24 protein-coding genes are annotated in these 22,656 nt (G+C 44.9%); 2 read left to right on the top strand and 22 right to left on the bottom strand.

Annotated elements, in window-relative coordinates:
- Positions 1 to 125: 125 nt before the first annotated feature.
- The 7 genes from DW835_RS01285 to DW835_RS01255 form a co-directional block, all read right to left on the bottom strand.
- Positions 126 to 1,307 carry a D-alanine--D-alanine ligase family protein gene (locus DW835_RS01285; protein ID WP_118730532.1) on the bottom strand — a complete coding sequence of 394 codons (1,182 nt, stop codon included), beginning with the start codon at positions 1,305 to 1,307 and terminating at the stop codon, positions 126 to 128.
- Positions 1,308 to 1,383: 76 nt separating this feature from the next.
- Positions 1,384 to 2,961 carry a UDP-N-acetylmuramoyl-tripeptide--D-alanyl-D-alanine ligase gene (murF, locus tag DW835_RS01280; protein ID WP_118730531.1) on the bottom strand — a complete coding sequence of 526 codons (1,578 nt, stop codon included), beginning with the start codon at positions 2,959 to 2,961 and terminating at the stop codon, positions 1,384 to 1,386.
- On the bottom strand, positions 2,958 to 3,728 hold the full coding sequence (locus tag DW835_RS01275) for an alpha/beta hydrolase (protein ID WP_118730530.1): 771 nt from the start codon (positions 3,726 to 3,728) through the stop codon (positions 2,958 to 2,960). Before DW835_RS01275 ends, murF begins: the two co-directional genes overlap by 4 nt.
- A gap of 93 nt (positions 3,729 to 3,821) precedes the next feature.
- Positions 3,822 to 4,115 carry a hypothetical protein gene (locus DW835_RS01270; RefSeq protein ID WP_182430193.1) on the bottom strand — a complete coding sequence of 98 codons (294 nt, stop codon included), beginning with the start codon at positions 4,113 to 4,115 and terminating at the stop codon, positions 3,822 to 3,824.
- 7 nt (positions 4,116 to 4,122) lie between these two features.
- Positions 4,123 to 5,286 carry a hypothetical protein gene (locus DW835_RS01265; protein WP_118730529.1) on the bottom strand — a complete coding sequence of 388 codons (1,164 nt, stop codon included), beginning with the start codon at positions 5,284 to 5,286 and terminating at the stop codon, positions 4,123 to 4,125.
- Positions 5,279 to 5,986, bottom strand: a complete 708-nt coding sequence (locus DW835_RS01260) for a M15 family metallopeptidase (protein WP_182430191.1) — start codon at positions 5,984 to 5,986, stop codon at positions 5,279 to 5,281. Before DW835_RS01260 ends, DW835_RS01265 begins: the two co-directional genes overlap by 8 nt.
- A 162-nt stretch (positions 5,987 to 6,148) precedes the next feature.
- Positions 6,149 to 7,543, bottom strand: a complete 1,395-nt coding sequence (locus DW835_RS01255; RefSeq protein WP_118730527.1) for an ATP-binding protein — start codon at positions 7,541 to 7,543, stop codon at positions 6,149 to 6,151.
- A 341-nt stretch (positions 7,544 to 7,884) separates the two neighbouring features.
- On the opposite strand from DW835_RS01255, the gene DW835_RS01250 reads away from it, so the two are divergent.
- Entirely contained in the window at positions 7,885 to 8,991 is a 1,107-nt protein-coding gene (locus DW835_RS01250) for an endonuclease/exonuclease/phosphatase family protein (protein ID WP_118730526.1), read from the top strand.
- 285 nt (positions 8,992 to 9,276) lie between these two features.
- On the top strand, positions 9,277 to 10,194 hold the full coding sequence (locus DW835_RS01245) for a calcium/sodium antiporter (protein WP_118730525.1): 918 nt from the start codon (positions 9,277 to 9,279) through the stop codon (positions 10,192 to 10,194).
- Between the two features lie 67 nt (positions 10,195 to 10,261).
- Here the strand turns inward: DW835_RS01245 and DW835_RS01240 are convergent, their stop codons facing one another.
- The 15 genes from DW835_RS01240 to DW835_RS01170 form a co-directional block, all read right to left on the bottom strand.
- Entirely contained in the window at positions 10,262 to 10,651 is a 390-nt protein-coding gene (locus tag DW835_RS01240; protein ID WP_022312953.1) for a DUF1284 domain-containing protein, read from the bottom strand.
- 14 nt (positions 10,652 to 10,665) lie between these two features.
- The gene (locus DW835_RS01235) at positions 10,666 to 11,232 is read right to left on the bottom strand and encodes a biotin transporter BioY (RefSeq protein WP_118730524.1); all 567 of its coding nucleotides are present in this window, start codon (positions 11,230 to 11,232) and stop codon (positions 10,666 to 10,668) included.
- Between the two features lie 119 nt (positions 11,233 to 11,351).
- Positions 11,352 to 12,929, bottom strand: a complete 1,578-nt coding sequence (locus DW835_RS01230) for a GGDEF domain-containing protein (protein ID WP_118730523.1) — start codon at positions 12,927 to 12,929, stop codon at positions 11,352 to 11,354.
- A 60-nt stretch (positions 12,930 to 12,989) separates the two neighbouring features.
- Positions 12,990 to 13,856 carry a TIGR02452 family protein gene (locus tag DW835_RS01225; RefSeq protein WP_118730522.1) on the bottom strand — a complete coding sequence of 289 codons (867 nt, stop codon included), beginning with the start codon at positions 13,854 to 13,856 and terminating at the stop codon, positions 12,990 to 12,992.
- Positions 13,843 to 14,223, bottom strand: a complete 381-nt coding sequence (locus DW835_RS01220; RefSeq protein ID WP_118730521.1) for a hypothetical protein — start codon at positions 14,221 to 14,223, stop codon at positions 13,843 to 13,845. Before DW835_RS01220 ends, DW835_RS01225 begins: the two co-directional genes overlap by 14 nt.
- A gap of 22 nt (positions 14,224 to 14,245) precedes the next feature.
- Entirely contained in the window at positions 14,246 to 14,536 is a 291-nt protein-coding gene (locus tag DW835_RS01215; RefSeq protein WP_118730520.1) for a cyclic-phosphate processing receiver domain-containing protein, read from the bottom strand.
- Entirely contained in the window at positions 14,533 to 14,763 is a 231-nt protein-coding gene (locus DW835_RS01210; RefSeq protein WP_022312946.1) for a hypothetical protein, read from the bottom strand. The genes DW835_RS01215 and DW835_RS01210 overlap by 4 nt, the downstream gene beginning before the upstream one ends.
- A 152-nt stretch (positions 14,764 to 14,915) precedes the next feature.
- Positions 14,916 to 15,326, bottom strand: coding sequence for a peptide deformylase (locus DW835_RS01205; RefSeq protein ID WP_118730519.1), 411 nt, complete (start codon positions 15,324 to 15,326; stop codon positions 14,916 to 14,918).
- Entirely contained in the window at positions 15,326 to 15,667 is a 342-nt protein-coding gene (locus DW835_RS01200) for an arsenate reductase family protein (RefSeq protein WP_118730518.1), read from the bottom strand. Before DW835_RS01200 ends, DW835_RS01205 begins: the two co-directional genes overlap by 1 nt.
- A gap of 12 nt (positions 15,668 to 15,679) precedes the next feature.
- Positions 15,680 to 15,952, bottom strand: a complete 273-nt coding sequence (locus DW835_RS01195; RefSeq protein ID WP_118730517.1) for a hypothetical protein — start codon at positions 15,950 to 15,952, stop codon at positions 15,680 to 15,682.
- The gene (locus DW835_RS01190; RefSeq protein WP_118730516.1) at positions 15,949 to 16,488 is read right to left on the bottom strand and encodes a pyridoxamine 5'-phosphate oxidase family protein; all 540 of its coding nucleotides are present in this window, start codon (positions 16,486 to 16,488) and stop codon (positions 15,949 to 15,951) included. The genes DW835_RS01195 and DW835_RS01190 overlap by 4 nt, the downstream gene beginning before the upstream one ends.
- A gap of 48 nt (positions 16,489 to 16,536) precedes the next feature.
- Positions 16,537 to 18,078 carry a bacteriophage abortive infection AbiH family protein gene (locus DW835_RS01185; protein ID WP_118730515.1) on the bottom strand — a complete coding sequence of 514 codons (1,542 nt, stop codon included), beginning with the start codon at positions 18,076 to 18,078 and terminating at the stop codon, positions 16,537 to 16,539.
- Between the two features lie 18 nt (positions 18,079 to 18,096).
- Positions 18,097 to 18,498, bottom strand: coding sequence for a (deoxy)nucleoside triphosphate pyrophosphohydrolase (locus DW835_RS01180; RefSeq protein WP_118730514.1), 402 nt, complete (start codon positions 18,496 to 18,498; stop codon positions 18,097 to 18,099).
- A gap of 95 nt (positions 18,499 to 18,593) precedes the next feature.
- Positions 18,594 to 20,297, bottom strand: a complete 1,704-nt coding sequence (locus tag DW835_RS01175; RefSeq protein WP_118730513.1) for an ATP-binding domain-containing protein — start codon at positions 20,295 to 20,297, stop codon at positions 18,594 to 18,596.
- Between the two features lies 1 nt (position 20,298).
- Positions 20,299 to 22,656: a DUF1998 domain-containing protein gene (locus DW835_RS01170; RefSeq protein WP_118730512.1), complete on the bottom strand. Its 2,358-nt coding sequence runs from the start codon at positions 22,654 to 22,656 to the stop codon at positions 20,299 to 20,301.

The raw sequence follows: 22,656 nt of genomic DNA, 5'->3' as shown, positions 1-22,656 counted from the left end.
CAATTGTCTGCTGTTGCAGTCGCTTGTTCCTCTTACAGAGATTATATTATCACTACTGCTTAGCACTCGCAAGTCCCGAGTGCTAAAAAATATATTAAATAATCATAAAATCCATAAACCGGCTATTACAATTTACCACCCTTAGAACCGCCAAAGCTTGCGGAATTCAGGATATTGGTGTCAAAGGTAAAGGTCAGTCTCTCCTCAGTGCGGGCTCTCTTCAAAGACAGCTGGATCATACGATCCAGAAGCTCTTTGTAAGGAACTCCTACCGGCTCCCACAGATAGAATGCCAGTGATCCGGGGATGGTATTGATCTCGTTAAAATACAGCTTACCGTTGTCCTCATCGATCATAAAGTCGATACGGGACACACCGTTACAGCCCAGTGCTTTAAAGGATCTGACTGCCAGCTCCCGGACTTCCTCCCTCTTCTCCGGAGACAGTTCTGCCGGAATTTTGCGGGATACGCTGGCCATGCCCTTGGAGCCGCTGCCCTTGGCATTGCTGACGTATTTATCTTCATAACTTAAGATATCTTTGGTGTGCAGGGGTTCTTCGCACTCGGAAGCAATAGCGTCATTTTCATCTCCCAGTACCGAGCAGTTGATCTCACGTAAATTGGTGATGGCGTGCTCCACCAACACTTTGGTCGCATACTTGAACGCATCATCGACGGAGTGCGTCAGCTCCACACGATTTTTAGCCACGCTGATACCTACGCTGGAACCTAAGTTGACCGGTTTTACGATCACCGGATATCCCAATCCTTTTTCCACTTTGTCAAGGAGGTTTTCTATCTGTGCATAATCCGACAGCGTATACAGCTGTGCATCCAGTACCGGAACATCACACTCCTTTAATACTGCTTTCATGATGTATTTGTCCATGCCGATGGCAGATGCGGTCACATCACAGCCCACGAAGGGGATGCCCATGGTCTTCAGGTAACCCTGGAAAGCGCCGTCCTCCACATTGGTACCGTGGACTACGGGGAAAGCCACGTCGATCTCTACCGGTTTCTTCCCGCCGAACAGCTTCACCGGGAACGGCGTCAGGAATACCTTTCCATCCTCATTGGTCATAATGACTCTCTGGGATTTTTTCAACAGTTCGTCGATATTTTTATAGGATTCGATCTTGTCGATCTCCTCACCGATGTACATTTCATTACGCTTGGTCATATAGACCGGGATCACTTCGTATTTGTCTGTGTCCATGCTCATGACAGCCTGGATGCCGGAGATCACGGATACCTCGTGTTCTACACTCTTGCCGCCAAACAGCATTGCTACTCTTGTCTTCATTTATTTTCCCTCCTGAATTTTCCTACTCTCTCTGTCAACGATCCGAACCACTTTCGCAAAATCGCCTCTGAACCGACTAATAGTTATCCGTCAGGTCATTCTCTAATAAAATATACTTATGTCCCTGCCCTTTGATGGCATAGGCGTAAGATACAGCTTCCTCCAGCTTGTCGAATACCAGGCATTTCTCTTCCGGGAATCCCTTCTCCAACACGCCCTCCCTGATGGGCTCGGTGTGCCGTCTGCCCACTAACAGGATGTAATCGCAGCAATCCGCTGCGTAGTTACCGAATTTATGATTGTATTCCGCTTCCTTGTCACCCAGCTCTACCATGCCCGGCGTGATCAGGATCCGGATACCGTCAAACATAGCCAGCGTCTCGACCGCTGCCCTGGAACCTACGGGATTGGAATTGTAAGCATCATCGATGATCGTCACCAGACCGTGCTCCCGCATCTGCATACGATGGGGCACCGGCTCGATCCGGCGTACCGGGATCCGCAGTTCCTGCAGCGTCATGCCCATTTTATGAGCGACTGCGATAGCCCCCACCACATTGATGACATTGTGGGCACCGATGAGACGCATTTGGAATCTCTCGCTCTCGCCGTCCGGGGTCACTACCGTGAACTCCGTACCTAACTGGGATACCTTCACATCTTTGGCACAGTATCCTGTCCCTTCCGTCTCAGAATAATAGAAGATCTTCTCCGGGGTCTGATCATACGCGGGAGAAGCTGCCTGCTGCTGAATATAATCGTTGTCACCGTTCAAGAACAGCATGCCGCCTTCCGGCAGGGCATCCGCCAGCTCGAACTTCGTCTTCTGAATATTCTCCATGTTAAAAAAGGTCTCTAAATGCTGCGGTCCAATAGATGTGATCACACCGTGATCGGGATGCACCATATCGCAGATCTCCTTGATATCGCCCACATGGCGGGCACCCATCTCACAGACGAAGATCTCTGTGGTGGGCTTCAAGGAGCCTCGGATGGTCCGCACCACTCCCATCGGAGTATTAAAGCTCTCCGGAGTCACCAACACATTATATTTTTCCTGCAATAATGTCTGCAAATAGAACTTTACGCTGGTCTTGCCGTAGCTGCCGGTCACACCGATGACGGTAAGTCCCGGGACGCTTTTCAGCTTTCTCACAGCATCATTGATATAATACTGATTGATCCCCGCCTCCATGGGATGATTGATGACATTAGCCACAATATCCAGAAACAGATTCACAGATACCAGGATCATGCACAGTCCCGGGATCCGCTTCATTCCGCCCAATCCACACACCAGAGCGAATACCGCAGCCGTAAGGATCAGCTCCGTAGTGAGCAATCTCTTGACCCGGGCGGTATACACCAGCTTTTTCTTCGTGTTCATCCGCTTCATGGCACGATATACCACGATGATCACGAGCAGTACCAGATACTCGAAGATTTCAAGGGCAAGGTATGGGAACACACAGGTCACAATGCCCAGTGCCAGGCCAAAATAGAGAATCCATTGCAGCCGGAACTTCTTCTTCAGCCAGTGAAGGTGTTCTTTATTCTTATAGCCGTTCTGCTGGAACATATGAATATTATACCTCATGGTATAAAAATATGCCGGAACAGCAAGCACGACCGCTATCAGCACACGTATGATCATTTCAGATATGCCTCCATAATTCCCCGGAACTGTGCCGGTTTCTCAAGGAAAGAAAAATGACCGGTTCCCGGGATCACTGCCAGGCCGCAGTTGGGTATCTTCTCTTCCATAATATGTGCATCCCGGATAGGAGTTGCCGTATCCTGATCTCCCCAGATCAGCAGTACTTCCTGACGGATCTTCGGAAGCAGCTCCGTCAGATCCTCATTCACCGCCTTCACCATACACTGACGCATCATGGGTGTCGCATTGCGGTAGTCTGCCGATCCCTGTCGGCTCCTCCAGTCATCGATCACCTCCGGGAACATGGCATAGATCAGCTTCATGTTCAGGAATTTCTTCAGGATCTTGTATTTGCGGATCTTCCATTTCTGCGCAGTAGTACGCACCGGCAGGACACCGGCGCTGTCGATCAGGATAATATTCGTGATCTCAAAAGGGATGCTCTCTCTGGCTGCCAGCTTGATGATCACTCGTCCGCCGTAGGAATGCCCGATGAGGGTGGCCTGCTTTACCTGCATTACTTCCATAAATCTGCAGAAAAAGTCCGCAAATCCGTCCACATCCCAGGGTTCCTTCGGTTCATCGCTGCCGCCGAAGCCCGGGAAATCGAACTGGATCACACGGTACCTGCTGCCGTCAATCACACCGGCTACGGAATCATACACTCCCAGATCCGTACCCCAGCCTTGTAAGATCACAACCGTCTTATCGCCGGTACCGGTTGTTTTATAACATATATTATATCCGTCTACTACTATATTCATTGAAAACCTCAATTCAGTGTCATTGCTGTTACAATCTTTTATTATAATCGGAATCTGCTACAATGGCAACCGAAAACAAATCCGTTTATTTCCTCAGGTTTCGTCCTCCGTGTCCAGTCCCTGCATCAGAATACGATTCCATTCCGCATTATTACTTTCCAGTTCTTTCTTCTGCATAATACGATTGCGGTCGCTTAAGATCGCCAGCATTTCGTCCGCGATCTCCTCCGGCGGCAGATCAGAATAATGACACAGATAACCGATCATACGGCTCGCCGTAAAATCCGTATTCAGATTCTTCGTCACCAGATCACAGAACGATTCCGGATAACCGCGGGATAGGAGCATTTTATATAATTGCATACTTTGGGAAGATCTTGGTTTCATATTTATTCTATGCCTTCTTAATATGAAAGATCACGCCGCTCTTGGGGTAGATCCACTCGTCCTTGATCGCAATATCATAGAGTCCGGCTCTCTGAATGCAGGCTCCGACATTGGCAGTGCTTTCCTTATTGAGATAGGAATACATAGTGACATCCATTCCATTCTTGTATTTCAGCTTGATATGGGGCTCCTTGGTCGGATCCACCAGAGTCACCTCGAAAATAGAGTTCCATACCCGGGGCATCTTGAAATAGATGCTGACCAGATGCTCCCCGCTTGCCTCGTTGCGGTCAAAATCCAACTTGAATTTCAGGATAAATCCGTTGCTCTTGCGTTCTACTTCAAACTGCGCTTCGTCTTCATTATCTCCGCTGTTGTCAATTCGCAAAATCGGCATGAACAGGTCATTGATCACATCCCGTATCTTATCCGCGGGAATACTGTTGATGAAGTCCACAGCTTCCGGTTCCACCACCAGATCCTCATTGAAAATGCTCTTGGTGAAATCCGCATCCTGTCCGGTCTCCAGCAAACCACCGTCCAGACTCTTTTTATCATAGGCGAAACCGAGTCTGATCACATCGCCCGTGTAGTTCTCGTCTGTTCCTCCCAGACACTTTACGCTGAACTTCAATTCCTCATCGATCAGGTAATACTTTCCGTCTGTGGCTCCGGGGAATCCGGCTTTTACATATTCCTCTGTCAGATTCGGCTCCAGATTGATCGTGTAATCGAACATTTTCCGGATCCTGGCGCCTCTTGCCCTGTCGAAATATTTCTCCATATTGGTAGAAAGCATATCCACCGCATCTTCATCCTTTATCATGGAGGTAATGGTGGATTTCAGGAAAGTCTTTTTATCTTCATCGCTGAAGGAATCCAGGATCTCCGGCTCCCCCATCAGCGTCTTGGTGATCTGCTGGGAGGTCTCTCTGGCGTAGGCATCCTGGGTCAGCTTGTTATTCAGTATATCGAATAACAGAAATGCCGCCAGCACACCGATGAGATTTCCCACGATATTGTCGATCAGGTCATCCAGCGTGTAACCGTTCTTCAGTGCCAGATACGTATATCCCACAAACACCAGCAACAGTGCGATCAGCACCAGTACCATAGTGGCGGACAGCGTATCCATCACTCTTTTTTTCTTCTTTTGTTTCTGATTATCCATGAATTTCCTCCCTCGTAAATACGCCCTCATAGATGGCCGGCTGTTTCCTGTAATATGCCCAGAACCGGTCACCGTAGTCATAATGCCACCATTCCGACGGCAGATTGGTAAATCCCGCATCTATCATAGCATAATAAAGCAGACGGCGATTTTCACGGACCTGCTCGTCCTCTGCCCCCTGTACATGCTCCGGTGCCTCAAAATACGCTGCACAGGTCTTATCCGTAAAAGCATCGAATCCACATCCCATAGGAAGCTCTCTGCCCTCCGGATCCAGAAGCGTCAGATCAATGGCTCCTCCGGTGGTATGGGCGGGAGGCACCTTTGTATCCGGTACCGGGTCCGAGACAAATTTGCAGATCGCAGCTCTCCTTTTTGCCTCCGGCAGCTCTTCTAAATGAAAATCCCGGATGATGTCCACAGAATACTTTTCAAACAATTCATGCTGCAGCGCAAAGGGGCGCCAGGCATCCCAGATGCGGAACCGGTAACCATCCGGCAGATTCCCCGCCGCCTTCACCAATTTCTCATACATCTCCTTACGGACGAAACACTTCTCTTCCGCATGGTCCATATGCAGGATCGGATACAGCATTTTCACATCCCACAGATCACAGCTTTTCAATTCTATAAACGCGGAATCCACAAACGCACTGTCTATATAGCGCTCCGGATCCCCGATCGTCGGTATCGGCCTCATGGGATCAGCCTCCTTATTATTTATATTTATCATAATACCCCTTTTCCATCAGATATGGCAAGTATCTGGCACATTTCATATAATCAGATGCCCGGTGTTGGCCTCGCTCCGGTCAAAATCAGTATTTGCAGCCCTGTTTCGCTGACAAATTATATCTTTCTTTTATTTTTTGATTTTAATAAGTGCCGTTGGTGATTTTGGCTTACCATCCCTATATATCTCCCCTGATTTCATAAGCGGATTTATAACTTCATTTAAGAATTGACTTCTACTCCGATAGTTAAGAGACATCTGTAGTTCCTTTATAGGCTTTGGTCCTTCCATCTTAAGAATAGCCATAACTTTTTCCGCATCTGTAAGGTTTTCTAAATCCAGTTCTATAGCCTCATCTCTAAATAATCTGTCATATAATCTCAAATTCAAAAATCCGGGATATATAGATACTACCGGCTGTAATTCATCTGGACTGGACTTGTAAGATTCCATCATGGTTTGAAAACCAGTTCCACCTCTCTCCATCAGATTTGCCACATCCAGACAAGCTGCTATGATGGCATTTCTTCTGATAGACGGTATAGAACCGGCTGGATATGCATTGTAATCTTTTGGCAGTAACCATGACCCTGGTGAAACTATTTCAATTCTGTCTGAATAGATATCAACATCAATCTGTGTTCCCGAAATAGAATAATCCCTATGGGCAATGGCATTTACCAATGCCTCTCTTACAGCTTCCTTAGGATACGATCTGATTTCATCCCGTCCACCCTTTTCTGTTTTTACCCAGCCTGTTTTGGTGTTTCGTTCAATAAAGTTTAATGCATTCTCAAATACGTTTGCAATAGAACCTCTTAATCTGCTGCTATCTAAAACAATACCTGTCTTGTTTTTCCCTTTCCATAAACGGCAGCATATCATTGTATCATCTTCATTATAGTTGTCTGAAAACATTATAAATCCTGATTTTGCATACCCATCTTTTGAAACTATTTCTTCGTTCTGCAATTCTTTCATTGTTGGAGCAGATTTATCTTGTCTGTATTCCTTACAAAGATTAAGGTATTCTGACCACTGATTATCAGTATATGCCACCTCGCTTGTCTCATTATCTACACCATATTTTCTCTTTGAAAGTGAAATAATTTCTTCCGGTGTTGCAGGAGTCGCATTTCCATCTCCCTTTATAAAAACTGTTTCATTGTAATCTCCTTCTCTATATCTTATTACAGAATCTGCAGGAGCAACTTTAACAGCTAATACAAAATGTTCCGCATTAGAATCCACACTTCTCATCATATATGAAATCTTAATGTGTGGAAAAATATGTCTATCATTAATCCTTGAAATTAATAGTTTTGTTTTATCAACTTCTTCAAGATCAATTCCAAAGGCCTCCCCATCGTTTGATACACCTATAAATAAGGTTCCTCCTTTATCATTTGCATATCCAATAAGAGTTTTTGCCCATTTAATGGGATTATCCGGATTCAATACTGCTTTATATTCATAACTTGTATCTTCTGTAATAACATCTGGATATAGCTCTTTGATTTTCATGAATCTCCTCCATATAATAATGTTCTTGGCATAACTATATCAAACATTACTAAACATTACAACAACATTACAATTACATCATAGGTGAAAATTTACTTGCATTTCTGCCTATGATACAGTAGGATAAGGATTTTAAATAATATATGACATTATATAAACATTATTACAACATTACTTAAACATTATTCACTATAATGACAGGTACAAGTCCCATTCGTAGGCATCAAAGTCGGGGGCTTTTGACCCCGACATCATTAAATACAAAAACGGCATGCGAGTGCCTATTTCTCATAGAAATTTTAACATTTGCCATTTCCCGCAAGGCTTGTTAAAATAAGGATATGAAAAAGAAAAATTTATGTAAAACGTTATTAAAAACCATGTGTATCGTGCTGGGGATCCTCATCCTCGCACTGTTGGCTTACATCGTCTACCTCTATGCCAGTTATTACAGGATCGAGGACAATCAGGAACTGGTGGTGGAGGCACCGGTCGACGATACCACCACAGGTGCGGCTGCGGTGCTGGCTACGGATACGGAATATTCCGCAGTGACCTACAACATCGGCTTTGGTGCGTATCTGCCGGATTACAGCTTCTTCATGGATGGCGGTACCTCCTCCTGGGCGGAGAGCCCGGAGACCGTACAGTATGCCATAAACGGTGCGGGAGAACTGGTGAAGTCATTAGACCCGGATTTTGCGCTGATCCAGGAGATCGATCTGGATGCCACCAGAAGCTATCATACGGATGAGTACGAGATGCTGCGCAGCCTTCTGCCGGAATATACTACTGTATTTGCGCAGAATTATGATTCCGCCTTCCTGTTCTATCCGTTTACACAGCCCCACGGCAGCAGCAGAGCAGGACTCGGACTGTTCTCGAAATATCCGGTGTCTTCCGCCCTGCGCAGAAGCTTCCCCATCTCCACTTCCTTCAGCAAGTTCTTCGATCTGGACCGTTGCTACAGCGTCTCCCGGATCCCTGTGGACAATGGCAGAGAGCTGGTGATCTTTAATCTGCATATGTCTGCCTACGGCAACAGCGATGAGATCCGCAAGGGACAGATTGAGATGCTGTGCAATGATATGGCAAAAGAATACGAAGCCGGCAATTACGTGCTCTGCGGCGGCGACTTTAACCACGACCTGAAGGCTTCCGAAGAGGATACGGAGAGCTGTGAGTCCTGGGCATTTCCTTTTCCGAGAACGGAACTGCCGGAGCATTTTGCTTTCTGCCTGGATCTGTTAAGTACAGAGGAGCAGGCAGCGCTCTGGAACAGTGCCAGAAACGCGGATATGGAATATGTCCCCGGTGTAACTTATACCGTAACTTTGGACGGATTCATTATCTCCGACAATATCGAGTGCCTGTCCTATGAGAATGTAAACACCGGCTATTCTTACTCCGACCATGATCCCGTGAAGGTGGAGTTCGTGTTAAAATAATGTCAAGATTTACAAAGTCTGTTGACAGTGCTTGTCCTTTTTTGTAGAATGAGGGCACAGTTAAGAGGGAGTAGTTCCCGGATGGTTTCTGATAGAATGGTAACCTAGAATGGTAACTGAATGATACATGAAGCTGTCCGGAATGATAATCGTCATCACGTCCGTCGGACCGGTTATTATTGTAAGCAACGAGACTTTTATCGATCATTTTTGATGCGGTAAAAGTCTCTATTTTTATACTTTTTTCTAGGAATACAGACGCTATGCCGCAGGAAAGGACAGCTTATGGAATACATATTGTTACTCGTAGGATTTATACTTCTGATCAAAGGTGCAGACTTTTTCGTGGAGGGAAGCTCCTCCCTGGCAGGGATCCTGAAGGTCCCCAGCGTCATCATCGGTCTGACCATCGTCGCCATGGGCACCAGTGCTCCGGAGGCCTCCGTCAGCATCAATGCCGCACTGGCTGGCAGTAATGATATCGCCATCAGTAACGTCGTCGGCTCGAATATCTTCAACGGGCTGGTGGTCGTGGGTATCTGTGCATTTCTGCACAGCTTTATGCCCCACGGAGAGATCCTGAAGCGGGATATGCCGTTAAATATCCTGATAACTGTCGTATTATGTCTGATGTTTTTAGATGGCAGCTTAAGCCGGATTGAAGGCGCTGTCCTGTTGCTGGGCATGATCGTATATCTGGGATTTATGATCTATTCTGCCCGGAAAAACAGAGAAGAGGGCGAACCCGGCAAGATTCTCTCCCTGCCCCGCAGCCTTTTGTATATTGCCGGAGGTCTGGCTGCCGTTATCTTCGGCGGTGATCTCGTCGTGGATAAAGCCTGTATCATCGCTACGAATTTTGGTGTCAGCCAGAATTTCATCGGACTGACCATTATCGCCATCGGCACCTCCCTGCCGGAGCTGGTGACCTCCATCGTTGCCACGAAAAAGGGAGACAGCGGGCTGGCGCTGGGCAATGCCATCGGCTCCAACCTGTTCAACATCCTGTTTATCCTCGGAATGTCCGCGGTGATCAGCCCTCTGCATGTCCTCGGAGAGTCCGTCATCGACACTGTACTGCTCCTTGGCAGTGCCATTCTGCTCTTCGTATTCGCCCGTACCGGCAGACGCATGACCCGCAGTGAGGGGGCTGTGTGCGTGCTTCTGTATGTTGCATATACGGCTTATCTCTTCGTGAGATAACAGTGCGGCTATAGACGCACTAAAAAAGCGCACCTAAGGGGAGGTGCGCTTTTTTATCCTATTCAGGCTATTTGTGGCAGATATCTCTCCACTGGCAGTCTCCGCAGATGACCTTGCCATATCCCGGCTGCAGAATTTTTTCTTCCACGATCCGCTCAAATTCCGCAAAAGTCATTTCCTGGCCTGCCTTTAATCCGGTGTATTTCAATACACCCGCATCATACCGGTCTACCTTCTCCGCAGACTCGCAGCTGCCACCCTTATTATGGGGGCAGGCGCTGCAGATTTCATCCGTCGCTCCGACCAGCTGCAGGGATGCCGGTCCGTTTTTCCCCAGAAGCCATTCCTTCACCTCCGCCATATGCTTAGTGAACCCTTCACTGTATCCTTTCCCTTCGAAAAAATACAGACACATGCCGTGATGCGGACGGATCCGGTAAGTTGTTGTCACTTCCATATCCAGTGTATCCTTTATTCCTGTCCGTTCAGCTTCAGAGCCTTAGACAGTCTCTTGCTCAGAGTCAGTGCCAGTGCGATCTTCACCAGATCCGGAATGATGAAAGGAATTACACACCAACCCAGTACGGTAGCCAGACCGACAGCTCCGGAATTCTGCGCATATACAACCATGAACCACACCGTTCCGATAGCATAGCACACGATCAGACCCAGTACCATGGACACACCAAGCACCCATGTCTTACGTCCGAACAGCTTCTCGACCAGCCACATCAGCAGTGCGGAGAATAAAAATCCGATAATGTAACCGCCGGTGTTGCCCAGCAGAACACCGATACCACCGGAGAACCCAGCGAATACAGGAATACCTACCGCACCCAGTAAAATATAGATCAATACCGCAAGGCTTCCTCTCTTACCACCCAGTACGCCGACTGCCAGGAATACTGCGAAGGTCTGTAATGTAAAAGGAACCGTCATCGGGATGGAGATCCAGGAGCAGATTGCGATCAGAACCGCAAATACCGCAATGTACACCATGTCATAAGTCTTGCTACGAGTTGTTGTCTGTGTTGTCATAATAAAAAACCATGCCTTTCTGTCAGATGTCTTTTGTAAAAACCTCTGTTAGAATAGCATGGTGTTTTTCAATTGTCAACCTTTTTATAATATGGTTAACAATTGAGTAGATTCTCTGGTCAGGACTGCTTCATCGCCTTCTTATTCCGGTACATATCCTCATCTGCACGCTCACGCACCTTCTCCGGATCCGTATCATCCGCCGTGAATACAGCATACCCATAGGCAATTCCCACAGGAACGGGAATGATGTTCTTATGATTCAAGATCTCTACATCCTGATCGATCTTATGCATCACACGTTCTATCTTAAAATATCTTCCCTTCGGAATGATACAGCAGAATTCATCTCCGCCAATGCGATAACATTTCCCATAGCGTTCAAAATTGTCCTCTATGATATGTGCCGCGTTGATAATATACTCATCCCCTGCCCTATGGCCATATTGATCGTTACACTGCTTAAGATTATTCAGGTCAAAGGTCACTATGACATACCCTTCAAAATCCTTCTCATTTTTCACAAAATAATCATAAGCATTTCGATTGTACATGCCGGTCATGGAATCATTCAGGGCAAACTGTTCCAGCTCCTCCACCCTGCGACCTTTTTTCAGCCGGGCAACCGTCTGTCTGGCGGATTCTATTCCCAGCACCACAATAAAGATCAAGAAAGAGATTCTGCCAAAGACACCTACATCATTGCTGGTTTTATAATAACCACTCACATCTACAATGGTAGCAAAAAATACAAGCAGCAGTGCCCCTACACATGCCTTCAGCCTCTGATCCAGCTGCCTTCTGGCAATTTTGCTACAGATGACCACCAGCAGGTATAGAATCGTCAGAATGATCAACGCATGCGTCATCCACAGGCTTCTCCGGAACTCATATATCTCTGTTGCATTCAGTATATGCGTCAGGACGATCAATGCCAGATTAGCATTACAGATAATTCTACAAAACCGGTCATCCCTAATCTCCAGGAAGCTCTTCACAAACAGGATAAAGGACATCGGCAACAGCATGAGCGTAGCAAATGCCAGATAAGAGCATCCCTGCCTGTTGGCCAGGAGCAGCGTTGCCACATCCGTCTCATTGGCCGACCATGTTCCCAGCAGGATTGAAAAAATACCCAGATACAATAAGGTTCCGTCGATCCGGCTGCCGCAGCGGATAACGATCCAATAAATACTAATATACAATCCTATCAGTATCACCATCATGCTGATGAGAAAGGCAGGCATTGCCCGGCGCATCACCCCACGATAAATATTATAGCCGCCACCGATATAAAACGTCTTCTGCTGACCTGCCGCTTCCGGATAACAGGGGGTGAACTGTACCTGCAAGCTGCTCACATTACATGAAAACCTGACAATATTCCAGGTCCAGCCCGGAGTATTTCCCCATATGCCGGGCACAGCATCCAGCCGGTAGATCAGCTTCCCATCTGCATACACCGCAATCTCCTGATGTGCCGAATAAAACACGATCGAGTTCGTCTCATCATCGTTTTGATCCAATATAAAATCGTACAGCTCCCTGCCGTCATCCAAGACGCTGACTGCTTCCGGCGTACATTCCTGCAATGACTTTACCTCCGGCACACTGTCTGAGGTGCAGATCATGCACAGAAGCACCATGGCAAATACGACTGATACAATTATAATAAGCTTTCCCTGTTCCTTCTCCATTACTTTCCTCAATATCCAACGTACTATCTAGTACCATGGTACTAGTTTTCTTGTCATTTGTCAACACAGTCTCGTGGATATCTCATGTTTGAAAATATTGTAATTTTGCTCATCCCTGGGGGAACAATAAATGGCCAGTTCTATGATTTTAAAACATTTTCTGTAACGAGCGATCACATTGGAAAACGCAGCTGCCACAGCCTCCGGATCATTCTCAAAAGCTCCGCATCCGAACGCTCCCAGAATAACCACTTCATTGCCTCCCGCCACAGCCACATCCAGGATCCTGGTCAGACGTTTCTCATGCAGAGCCTGTTGCTGCGCTCTCGTCATCTTCACGGTCTTATTACCGTCTCCGGGATTCATCCCATTGGCCGGGAGCAGACGCAGATTCGGTGCTGCACAGGTGATCACATTAACGGAGTACCAGTCTTTTTCCGGAAGCGGTGACGGTGACGCAGTATCGGATTTGAATACAATGACTTCCGGCGTATAGATGCAGTCATCATTGTGGATCGGATCCTGTGCATATCTGTGGGGAGAATAAAATCCAGCCCACATTTCCTTCGTGTTCAGGCAAAAATACAACGTAGAACAACGGCACAGGCATTCCTCCTGGGCAGAGCTTCCCTTGGTCACACCACCTCCGGGATTCGTCGCTGATGCAAAATTGTGAACACATACCCTTTCTCCCGGATACCCGGCAGCTGCCTCATAGCTTCGCTTCTTCGACACTATGATTTCCGCATCCTTCTCATATCTGTCACGATTCTGTGCAAGCTCCGGCATCAGGTCCGTGACTTCCATCATCTCCGGGATCAGCACCTGCTCCGCCACGGAATACTTCACTGCCTCCTGCAGTCCGGGATCTTTCTTTACCCTTTCTTCTGTATCCTGAAAAATTTTTACATTCTCATCTCTTGCCATGATTCGTTTCTCCTTCTGTCTGTCCCGGTACCGGCACTGCAACTGCACTTTCCTTCTGTTCCAGCGGCAGTATCGCATAGTATACCAGCGTGTGCTTGTCATCCGGCTGACAGTCCCGGTGATAATGGCCGAAATACCAATGCCTGTAATGCAGCTTCTGTTCCAAAGTCCCCAGATAGTCCGTCAGCAGATCCGGAGCACAGGAGCGTCCCGTCCCGGCATTGATCAAGTCCTGCAACGTGCTGGCACAGCAGTGTGTGATCACATAATCTACCTCGTAGTGATATCGTTCCAGATTGCGCAGGCCCTCCTGCAGTTCTCCCTCTGTCGGCAGCTCCTGGGGCCACCAGCTTTCCCGCCATGCCATTCTTCCAGCGGATATTCCCCGATCATATCATAATTCTCATGGTTCCCCTATACCCACAGAATCGTGTAGGGCTTCTCCGCAAAATTTTTACAATAATACTCAAAGGTTTTATCCTTCGCCCAGCACAGTCCAGCAGCCGGATGGCATCGCCGCCCTGATCCGCATAATCTCCCAGATCATGATCCAGATCCAGAGCCTCTATTTCGATCCCATTGTGCTCCGCTTCCAGGATCAACTGTTTTGCCTCGTTTACCGATCTTGCACCTTCGTACCCGTAGGGCACCGGGCGAAGGTCATCCAGCCATAATTTCATAGTCCTCTCTCCCACATCATTTCCAGGTTATCTTCCGTTCCGGGCAACACTGCGCGTATCCTGTCCGGTAACAATATCACGCGTTTCCCGCACTGAGGGCATACTGCCGTATGGAATGTCTCTCCGGTCTCTACAGACCGGTATTTTTTGATCGTCGGTCCCTCTTCGACATCCATCCACATGAAACGATGGCTGCAGGAAGGACAAATCACTTCACGTACCTGCATTTTTGTTCCTCATCCTATGGGCTCTCTTGCTCTCTCCTTGCTGTAGGATAATATTAGCATACTGCATGGAAAGAAATACTGTTTCAGGTAAAGTTTACAGGAGTTATTCCAATCATTGTGTGTGATGAACTTCCATACCTGACTTGCCAATGTTATATCACCACACCACAACAATGATCTACTTCATGCTGGATGATCTGGGCTGTCCAGCCAGAATACTTTCCATGTTGTTTCTTAAAGTTCTGATCAAGATAGTCCACTTCTATTTCCTGATATCTCGTACATGGTCTTACACCTTCCAGAGAAAGACATCCTTCCTCAGTCTGATATTCTCCGGATTTCTTTGTTATTATCGGATTTATCATTGCAAACTGAAATGGTCCGGCTGCTACTACAATGATATTCTTTTTTACTCCAATCATATTGGCAGCCATACCAACACAGTATTCTAAATTTGCCTTAAGTGTATCAAGCAAATCTGTCACAATCTGTTTATCTGCCTCTGTTGCATCCACCGACTTCTGTGCCAGAAACAGCGGATCATGCATTATCTTCTTTACCATTAATTCCATCCCTTCCATACATCAGGCTGATATCCAAGTGTAGATTGCTTTCCATTTCTTACTACCGGTGTTTTAATTACCTGCGGATTATCCAGTACCTTTTCCAGTTTATCTTCATCTGCAATATACTTAATAAGAGCAAGTATATCCTGGTCTTTTCCATCCCAGTTAATCATATTTTCAAGACCGCCATTAGCCTGTGCAACAGAAGTAAACTCTCCCTTGCTCATGCCTTTTTCTTTCATATCTATGAACTGATATTTGATGCCGCGCTCCTTGAAAAAACGCTCGGCCTTCTTGGTGTCGTTACACTTTTTTGTGCCAAAAATCTGTATGTTCATTTGAATCTCCTGCTATCTTATTCCATACTTCTCCTGCATTGCATTCATTACTTCCGGATCATACAGCGTTGCAATCTGGTCCGCATCTCCTCCGGCACTCATTTTTGCAATCAATGCCAGCAGTGACTTTCTCTCCTCCATGCGTCCCTGCTGCAGCCCTTCCTTTAGACCTTCCTTTAGACCTTCCTGTAACCCCTGTTGTAAACCCTTTTCCCGTCCACACTCCCGTTCAGCCTTGCGGAACTTCTTTTCTTCTTTTTCTTTGTCGTGCTCAAATATACTCACTTTGTATACCTCCGCTCGATTATGTTATTTTTCTCAAACTCTAATGTCTGTCTGATACTGTATCCGTCCTTTTTCAAATCAGAAAACAGCGCATCTATCCTGGCCGGTGTCACGCAGATCAGGTTCATGGGATGCTCTAATTTTTTCAGTGCCTCCAGTGGAATCTTCTTGTATTCCGCGTGGGCATTGTAGCTGTCTGAAAACGGTTCTATGATCTCTGCCCGGCCCATGATCTGCAGGCTTTCCAGATTACCAAATCCATCATACTTGTCAAAAATGGCCAGACTTACATTTGCATTCTTCTCCAGACCTATGAATTTCTCGCCGCCTTCGGAAAATATCCAGAATTTCTCATCGTGGTAACTATACTCTATCGGCGTGCACCTGACATAATCACCGCTTCCCGTGGCAAGCGCACAGGTGTTGTTCTCGTGAATATATTTTTCTACCGCCTGCTTCAGTGCCTTCTCCGGCATGGTGATCTTTTCCTTCTTGTTCCAATATTGAGCTGCCTGTTCAAATTGTTCGTGGGTCATAATGCCATCTCCATACTCCTGAAATTCACACTTTTATTCCAGAAAAACTTAATAAAACCCTGTTCTGTATATCCCTTTAAACTTTTGTGTCAAATCTTCGCCTTCTGACTCGAAAGCATGCCTTACGGCCTTATTATATACCAGTTTCCCCGTTTCGACATCATATTTTCGGATTCTGCTGTTATATACGAAAATCAGCCGGTTGTCCCTCAGCAATATTTTTTGCAAGCGTTTGGTAATCACTCCCTGATGTGGAATGGGTTCCAATTCCCCTCTATATTGCCACTCTCCGTTGGCGAACCGAAACAAAAATACCCCGGCCCCCAGTCCTCTTGCCACCAAAAGTAACACCATACCGCTGCAATCAAAAACAGCCCCGCTCATGTATGTCAAAAACATTCTGGAACAGCTGCAACTGTTTGCTGTTCTATCAATAATATTGACCTTCCTGCCCTCGCGGACAACCTGCCACCTTCCATCCTCAGAGGAAGCCAATACCTTCCGATGCTTAACATTTGCCTTGGACTTTTCCCTCTTATTATCCGCCAATAATGTTACAGGAATCGTATCCGTCCGAAAAATTGCGACTTGATCTTTATTTATCCCAAAGGTATTGATAAAAGTCTGTACCCGCTCCAGATCTCCATTTCCATAACAGCCAAAGAACCATTGCATCCGGTTCCTGTCTTTATTACACTTTATGATCTCTGCAAAATAATCCCAGTCCACCGGATACAGCGAATGCCCTATGGTGACTATCTGCCGGATATCCGCTAATCCATCAAAAAAAGGCTGATTGCTCTGAATGATCTCCTTACATTTTTTCGTCAATGTATCATCAGCCTCCACAACCATCTGCAAAGCGATCTGCTGCACATCGTATAATAGCTGGGCATGCTCATCCAGATTATCGATTGCAGAGTAATCATCTTCAAATTCATAGGCCGCATCATTGGCTCCCGGAATATGCCCCAGAATCAACCTTTGCCGTCCCCTGTCAGTCTTCTTCCGGCAGCCATGGATATAGCAAATATTCCCGGCATCTGCGCCATACAAATCTTCCACGAATTCCGTATAATTAAAATTTAATACTTTCCCGTCTTTGATCACATTGCACAGCGGCCTGTCAATCGTATTGGTATGCAGACTGCCGATCCATTTGCGAAACCGGTCCATTAATTCCGTCGACATGGAAATGATCGGCTCCACCGCCATTTCTGCGGACATATAGATCTCGGCCGCACCTGCATCCTCATCGTATGCCCCGTTTATGTCCAGAAAATTATCAATGATGTACGGCTGGCACATAGCCTCTATGTTGATCTTCCCCAATGCCCCTTCAAAATCCGCCCACAGGTCATCGGTTTTCAAATATTTTTCCAGATAAAACCGAACAGAACTTCTCTTTCCCAGAGTCCTGCTGAAATCGTAATAACTGGATCTGACGCCATGCAGCATATCAAATCCGTTGCCAATCACATAAAGAGAACCCTCCTTAACAGATTCCCCCATCTCTTCCAGAGATAACAGATTCCATTCTTTCAGATTCTCTTCAAAACTTTTACTACGTTGAAATTCTTCGTTGGTCATAAATAGTTTTTCTTATCCTCAAGACATACAGCTTTTGATCTTATCAATCAGTGTCACATCCGCCGGAAGCCACTGTACGGAATCCAGTTCTTCCTTCATCAGCCACCTGGCGGCTTCCGCCTCAAGAAGCTTCAGTTCTCCCGACGCAACCTCACACCAGAAACAATCCATGGACAAATGGAATGCCGGGTAATCGTACTCTATGGTGTCTATCAGATCACCGACCCTGACCATAGCATCCAGTTCCTCTTTGATTTCTCTAATAACTGCCTGCTGTGAAGTCTCCCCGGCTTCGATTTTACCGCCGGGAAATTCCCAGCCACCTTTAAATTCTCCATAACCTCTTGCGGTGGAAAATATTTTTGTTTTGTGCTCTATGGAATCGCAGATTACGGCTGCGACTACGCGGATGGTTTTCATACTGCTTTATTCTCCCTTGAGGCAATACTTTACGGCAAACCTCAGGCTGTTTTTCATTCTGAAAAAACAGCCTGTCGTCATCTCTGCAACTGATTTCACTCTATAATCGGCATTGCATTAAACGCTAATGCCAGCTCTCTTTTTGAATTTTTGATCTTCTTTTTATAATCAACCACTTCACGAAGAACTTTCTCACAGTTTTCATCTGTCATTGTCGTTACTATTTCCAGGCGAAGTCTGGCTCGTGAAGCGCCAACATAAAAACGCTGAACAGCCTCACTGCCAAAAGTATCCTCATCGACATCTATAAGAATAATTGCATCCGCCTCCAAACCCTTAAATTTTCTACATGTTGTAAAAACTTTTTTCTTGAAAGTACCATTATCACTGTTCTCATTAAGGATACTCTTAAACTCACTTTTACAAGTCAAAATGACAACGTCTGTAATACCTTCATTCTTTAATTCATCTATTAGTGTTGCGATTCTCTCTGTAGCTTCCTGTGAATCTTTTCTAAAATGAATTCTTGCCGGTACACCTTTTATTGCCCCGTCATACAGTTTAGGAGTTCTCTGTGATATCGGTTTCAATGATGTTATCGCAATATTTTCTGTATTTCTGCAATTCTTATATAATGTTAGTTTGCAATCGGCTTCACTAATATACTTCGGAATTCGAGAGGCCTGAATAAGTTGTAGTCGATCATAAAATACATAAAACGTGCCTTCTACCTCATCATTATCAACAACAGCATCGTGAATTGTTTGAAGCAAATTAGCTTCCTCTATTTCCTCACGTCCAAAATCCTGACCTTCGTCTACGATCACATGTCTATATGGGAATGCACCTGAAATGTACATATCCAAAACTCTTTCTTCCGCAATTTGGTAATTCGGCTCTTCTGTCTTCCCAATTTTGCATGCAAATTTATCTATTGTCATATAATCTATCATATCATGATGATATTCACGATCCAAATAATTTCTAAGCATAACATTGTAGCAAAGGAATAAAACTCTCTCTCCGTTAACTGCATGTCGAGTTGCTTTTTCAACAGCAATCATTGTTTTTCCCGTTCCCGCTGCGCCGTTAATAACCGCTGTTTTTTGCTCAACCAAATAATTTAACAGTCCTTCTTGTTCTTTTAGCAATCTATGAAAAACAATTTTCTTTAAATCACTGTCAAAACTTTTAGATGGAAAAATGTTAAACTCCGGACATATAATCTCTCTGATAATGCGTCTTACATCTTGGCTGCTTAAGTCTGTCTTAATATGATTTTCAAGCTCAATAGCAAATATCGCACTAATATAAGGTTCCGGATTTTCCAGTGCTTCCATAGTAAGTGTAATCTGCCGATCTGCTTCTTTGGGGAATTTAATACCACGCATTTTTTCTTTTGAAATTGATGGAAACCAAACTGCATGTAAAAACTTACATCTCGGGACAATATCTTTTAATGCACTGTTTTGTACAGTATTCAATAAATCCCACTTATTTCCTGCTGCCTGATTATAAGGGCCTCCGTGTTTCATAATATGACCACTTGCATATTTCCAATATCCGTCCTCATAATTTACAGCGCCCGCTTTAGCTTCTATACATAGCAACCCCTTTGTTGGGTTGAAAATAACAAAATCTGCCTCCCCCTCATGAAGTACATTTTCTTCTACATATACATTCTTAAAAGAATGTACAATATAATAATCTTCCGGTAATTTCTTCAGTGCATCAAACATAGCTCCTTCCAAACTGACCGGATCATAATCTCTCGGCATTTCCGGTATCATTATTGCCATATCATTTCTCCTTCAACGCAGACAATATACTATCAGCATTAACATCCTCGGAGCCCAAATAATAACACTTCCACTCGCTTTTTGCTGCTATAGTATACTCTTCATCATTCTCAGCTCCAAATATCATTATTTTAGTTTTGGGCCAATACAGGTCGACATTATAGTAGTTCGAGTCTCCCAACACTTGAAAAGTTCCTGCTTGATATGGCTTTTCACTGTTCTGATACTCTTCTGCTTTGGAAATCATTTCTTTAATCACTTCTTTTTCATGCTTATTCAAAGAAAACTGAAGCATATTCCTCCATACATCGGTATAATCTACATTTTTCATATCCATTCCCACTTCAGTTATAAGAAGCTGATTCTTTCTCTCGTTTTTTTCTTCATCCCCCTTTTTTAACACTGTCGCATTTTCTTTTTGATAAATATAGTGTGAGAAAAACCCTATTTCCGGTTCTTCGTAAGTTCCAACTATTACTCCTCTGTCTAAAAACACATTAAATTCCTCACAACTTGTTTCAGGCACGAGAGTACAGGCATAACAAGCAGACAAATTGAGAGAATCTCGTCCCTGTCCCATACTTAAACTACACACTGGATCATTCGAGCAAGTCATAGCACTTTCTATAGCTCTCTTAAAAATTGTAGGAAATGTATCTGGTCTTCCTTGCCGGACGAGTCCTCCCATAGTTCCCTCTGAGTCACCACTTGCCGTATAAATCAAAATACCTGACATATTTTTCCCTTCTGAGGCCTCACTGCAATAGATTCTTTCTTTAATTGATGCTATACTATATCCGCATTCAAAACTCAGTTGTTTCATTAGCAAATGAGACAGTGTATGTAACAAAAGGAATTTAGCAGATATAGTTCTGGGGCGAATATCTCCATAATACGATTTAGCATAATTTTCATTAAGATGATCAACACGACGTTGTACTCCGATATTATTTGTTCTCCATGCATCAATGACATCCTCATCCAACTCTATAAAAATACCTTCACCGCGAACATCATATCCGGGATACCAATTCGTACTATCCTCTTTTATCAAAACCTTCTTAATTTTTCCGCCATTATTCGAATTATCATCGTCCAATGGTTCCAGTCTCGAAAAACCTACTAAAGCTTGAACTTCTCTTACCTTGTGAATCAAAGATATATTTTTTACACACGGCAAACCAAATTGTTCCACATATGTAGCTTCACGTATGAATTCTCCGTTTTTATCCTCTTGTACCACTTCTCCGCTTAATGCTTCATACTCTTCTGCTCTGTATTTAACACCTGTGGTAGTGTAGTTATCATCAGCTGTGTTACTCCATCTTCTCATCAGTATAGGTTTTACAGCATCTTCTGTTTGTCCTATATCTCGCCCTATTTTTGAGGCATATTCACTGATCTTCTGTGAAATGACTTTTTCTTTCATTTCCTGTGAAGTTTCAATCCCCATATCGGATAATGTTTTTATCGATTCGGTTATTGCCTTTTTTAAGTCGGAGAAAAAAACACTTTTCTGTATTTTCGCTGTCAATTGACTCGAGTAAGGCGGAATCACCAGCGAACTGACAATCATCGGAAAATATACCGAAGATCCACCACGCTGCAAAACATGCGGATATTCTTCACAAAATTCTTTTGTATTCTTCCAGGGATGCCGTCCTGTACACGCAAACCCATATTCATATCCTGTAGCCTTATCAAGATTCGCTAACGCATTTTTATCAAATGCTCCCTTAAGTGTTGCTCTTGCATGACAATTTTCACATGTAATTGTTAGGCCTTCCAATCCCTCTGTCGATGAAGCACTTGTTGTAAACCTAAGTCTTGGATTTTCACAGATTTTTTTTGCTCCGAAAAGATTTTTGGCATGAACCCACTTTATCCAAGGGAAATCATCAATGTGTCCGTGTCCGCAGGCAACTATGATACGTGCTACCACCAACTCTTGAAAACACGATGGACATTTTAAATTTTTAACCATATAGGGATCATTTGCATTCAACTTTTTACATTTGGGGCTGGCATTATATTCCTGTATCCAATCTTTCAGGGGTTTAAAAGATCTACAACGAGGACAAAAATACCACTCCGGAAATCTTGCATATGCAATACCGCTCTGATATCTTCCGTCATCCTTGCTTCCCGGCATCCCAAAGAAATCAACATGAAGCACTTTTTCCAATCGTTCATCATGTATCTCAACCACATTTCCTTCCCATGTTTCAGGTGCGGCAGTCATTAACGTCTGCTCCGGGAAGTCAACCATTGCGCCGACTCCGTATTGAAGAACCGCTTGGGACGCTCTTACCGAATGTGTGATTTTATTTAATTGAATTTTTTCATATTCAGAGTCCAT

This window comes from Clostridium sp. AM34-9AC (assembly GCF_003480225.1).
GTDB lineage: Bacteria > Bacillota > Clostridia > Lachnospirales > Lachnospiraceae > Acetatifactor > Acetatifactor acetigignens.
Note: the sequence above shows the minus strand (reverse complement) of the source record. Positions and strands in the feature narration are given on the sequence as shown.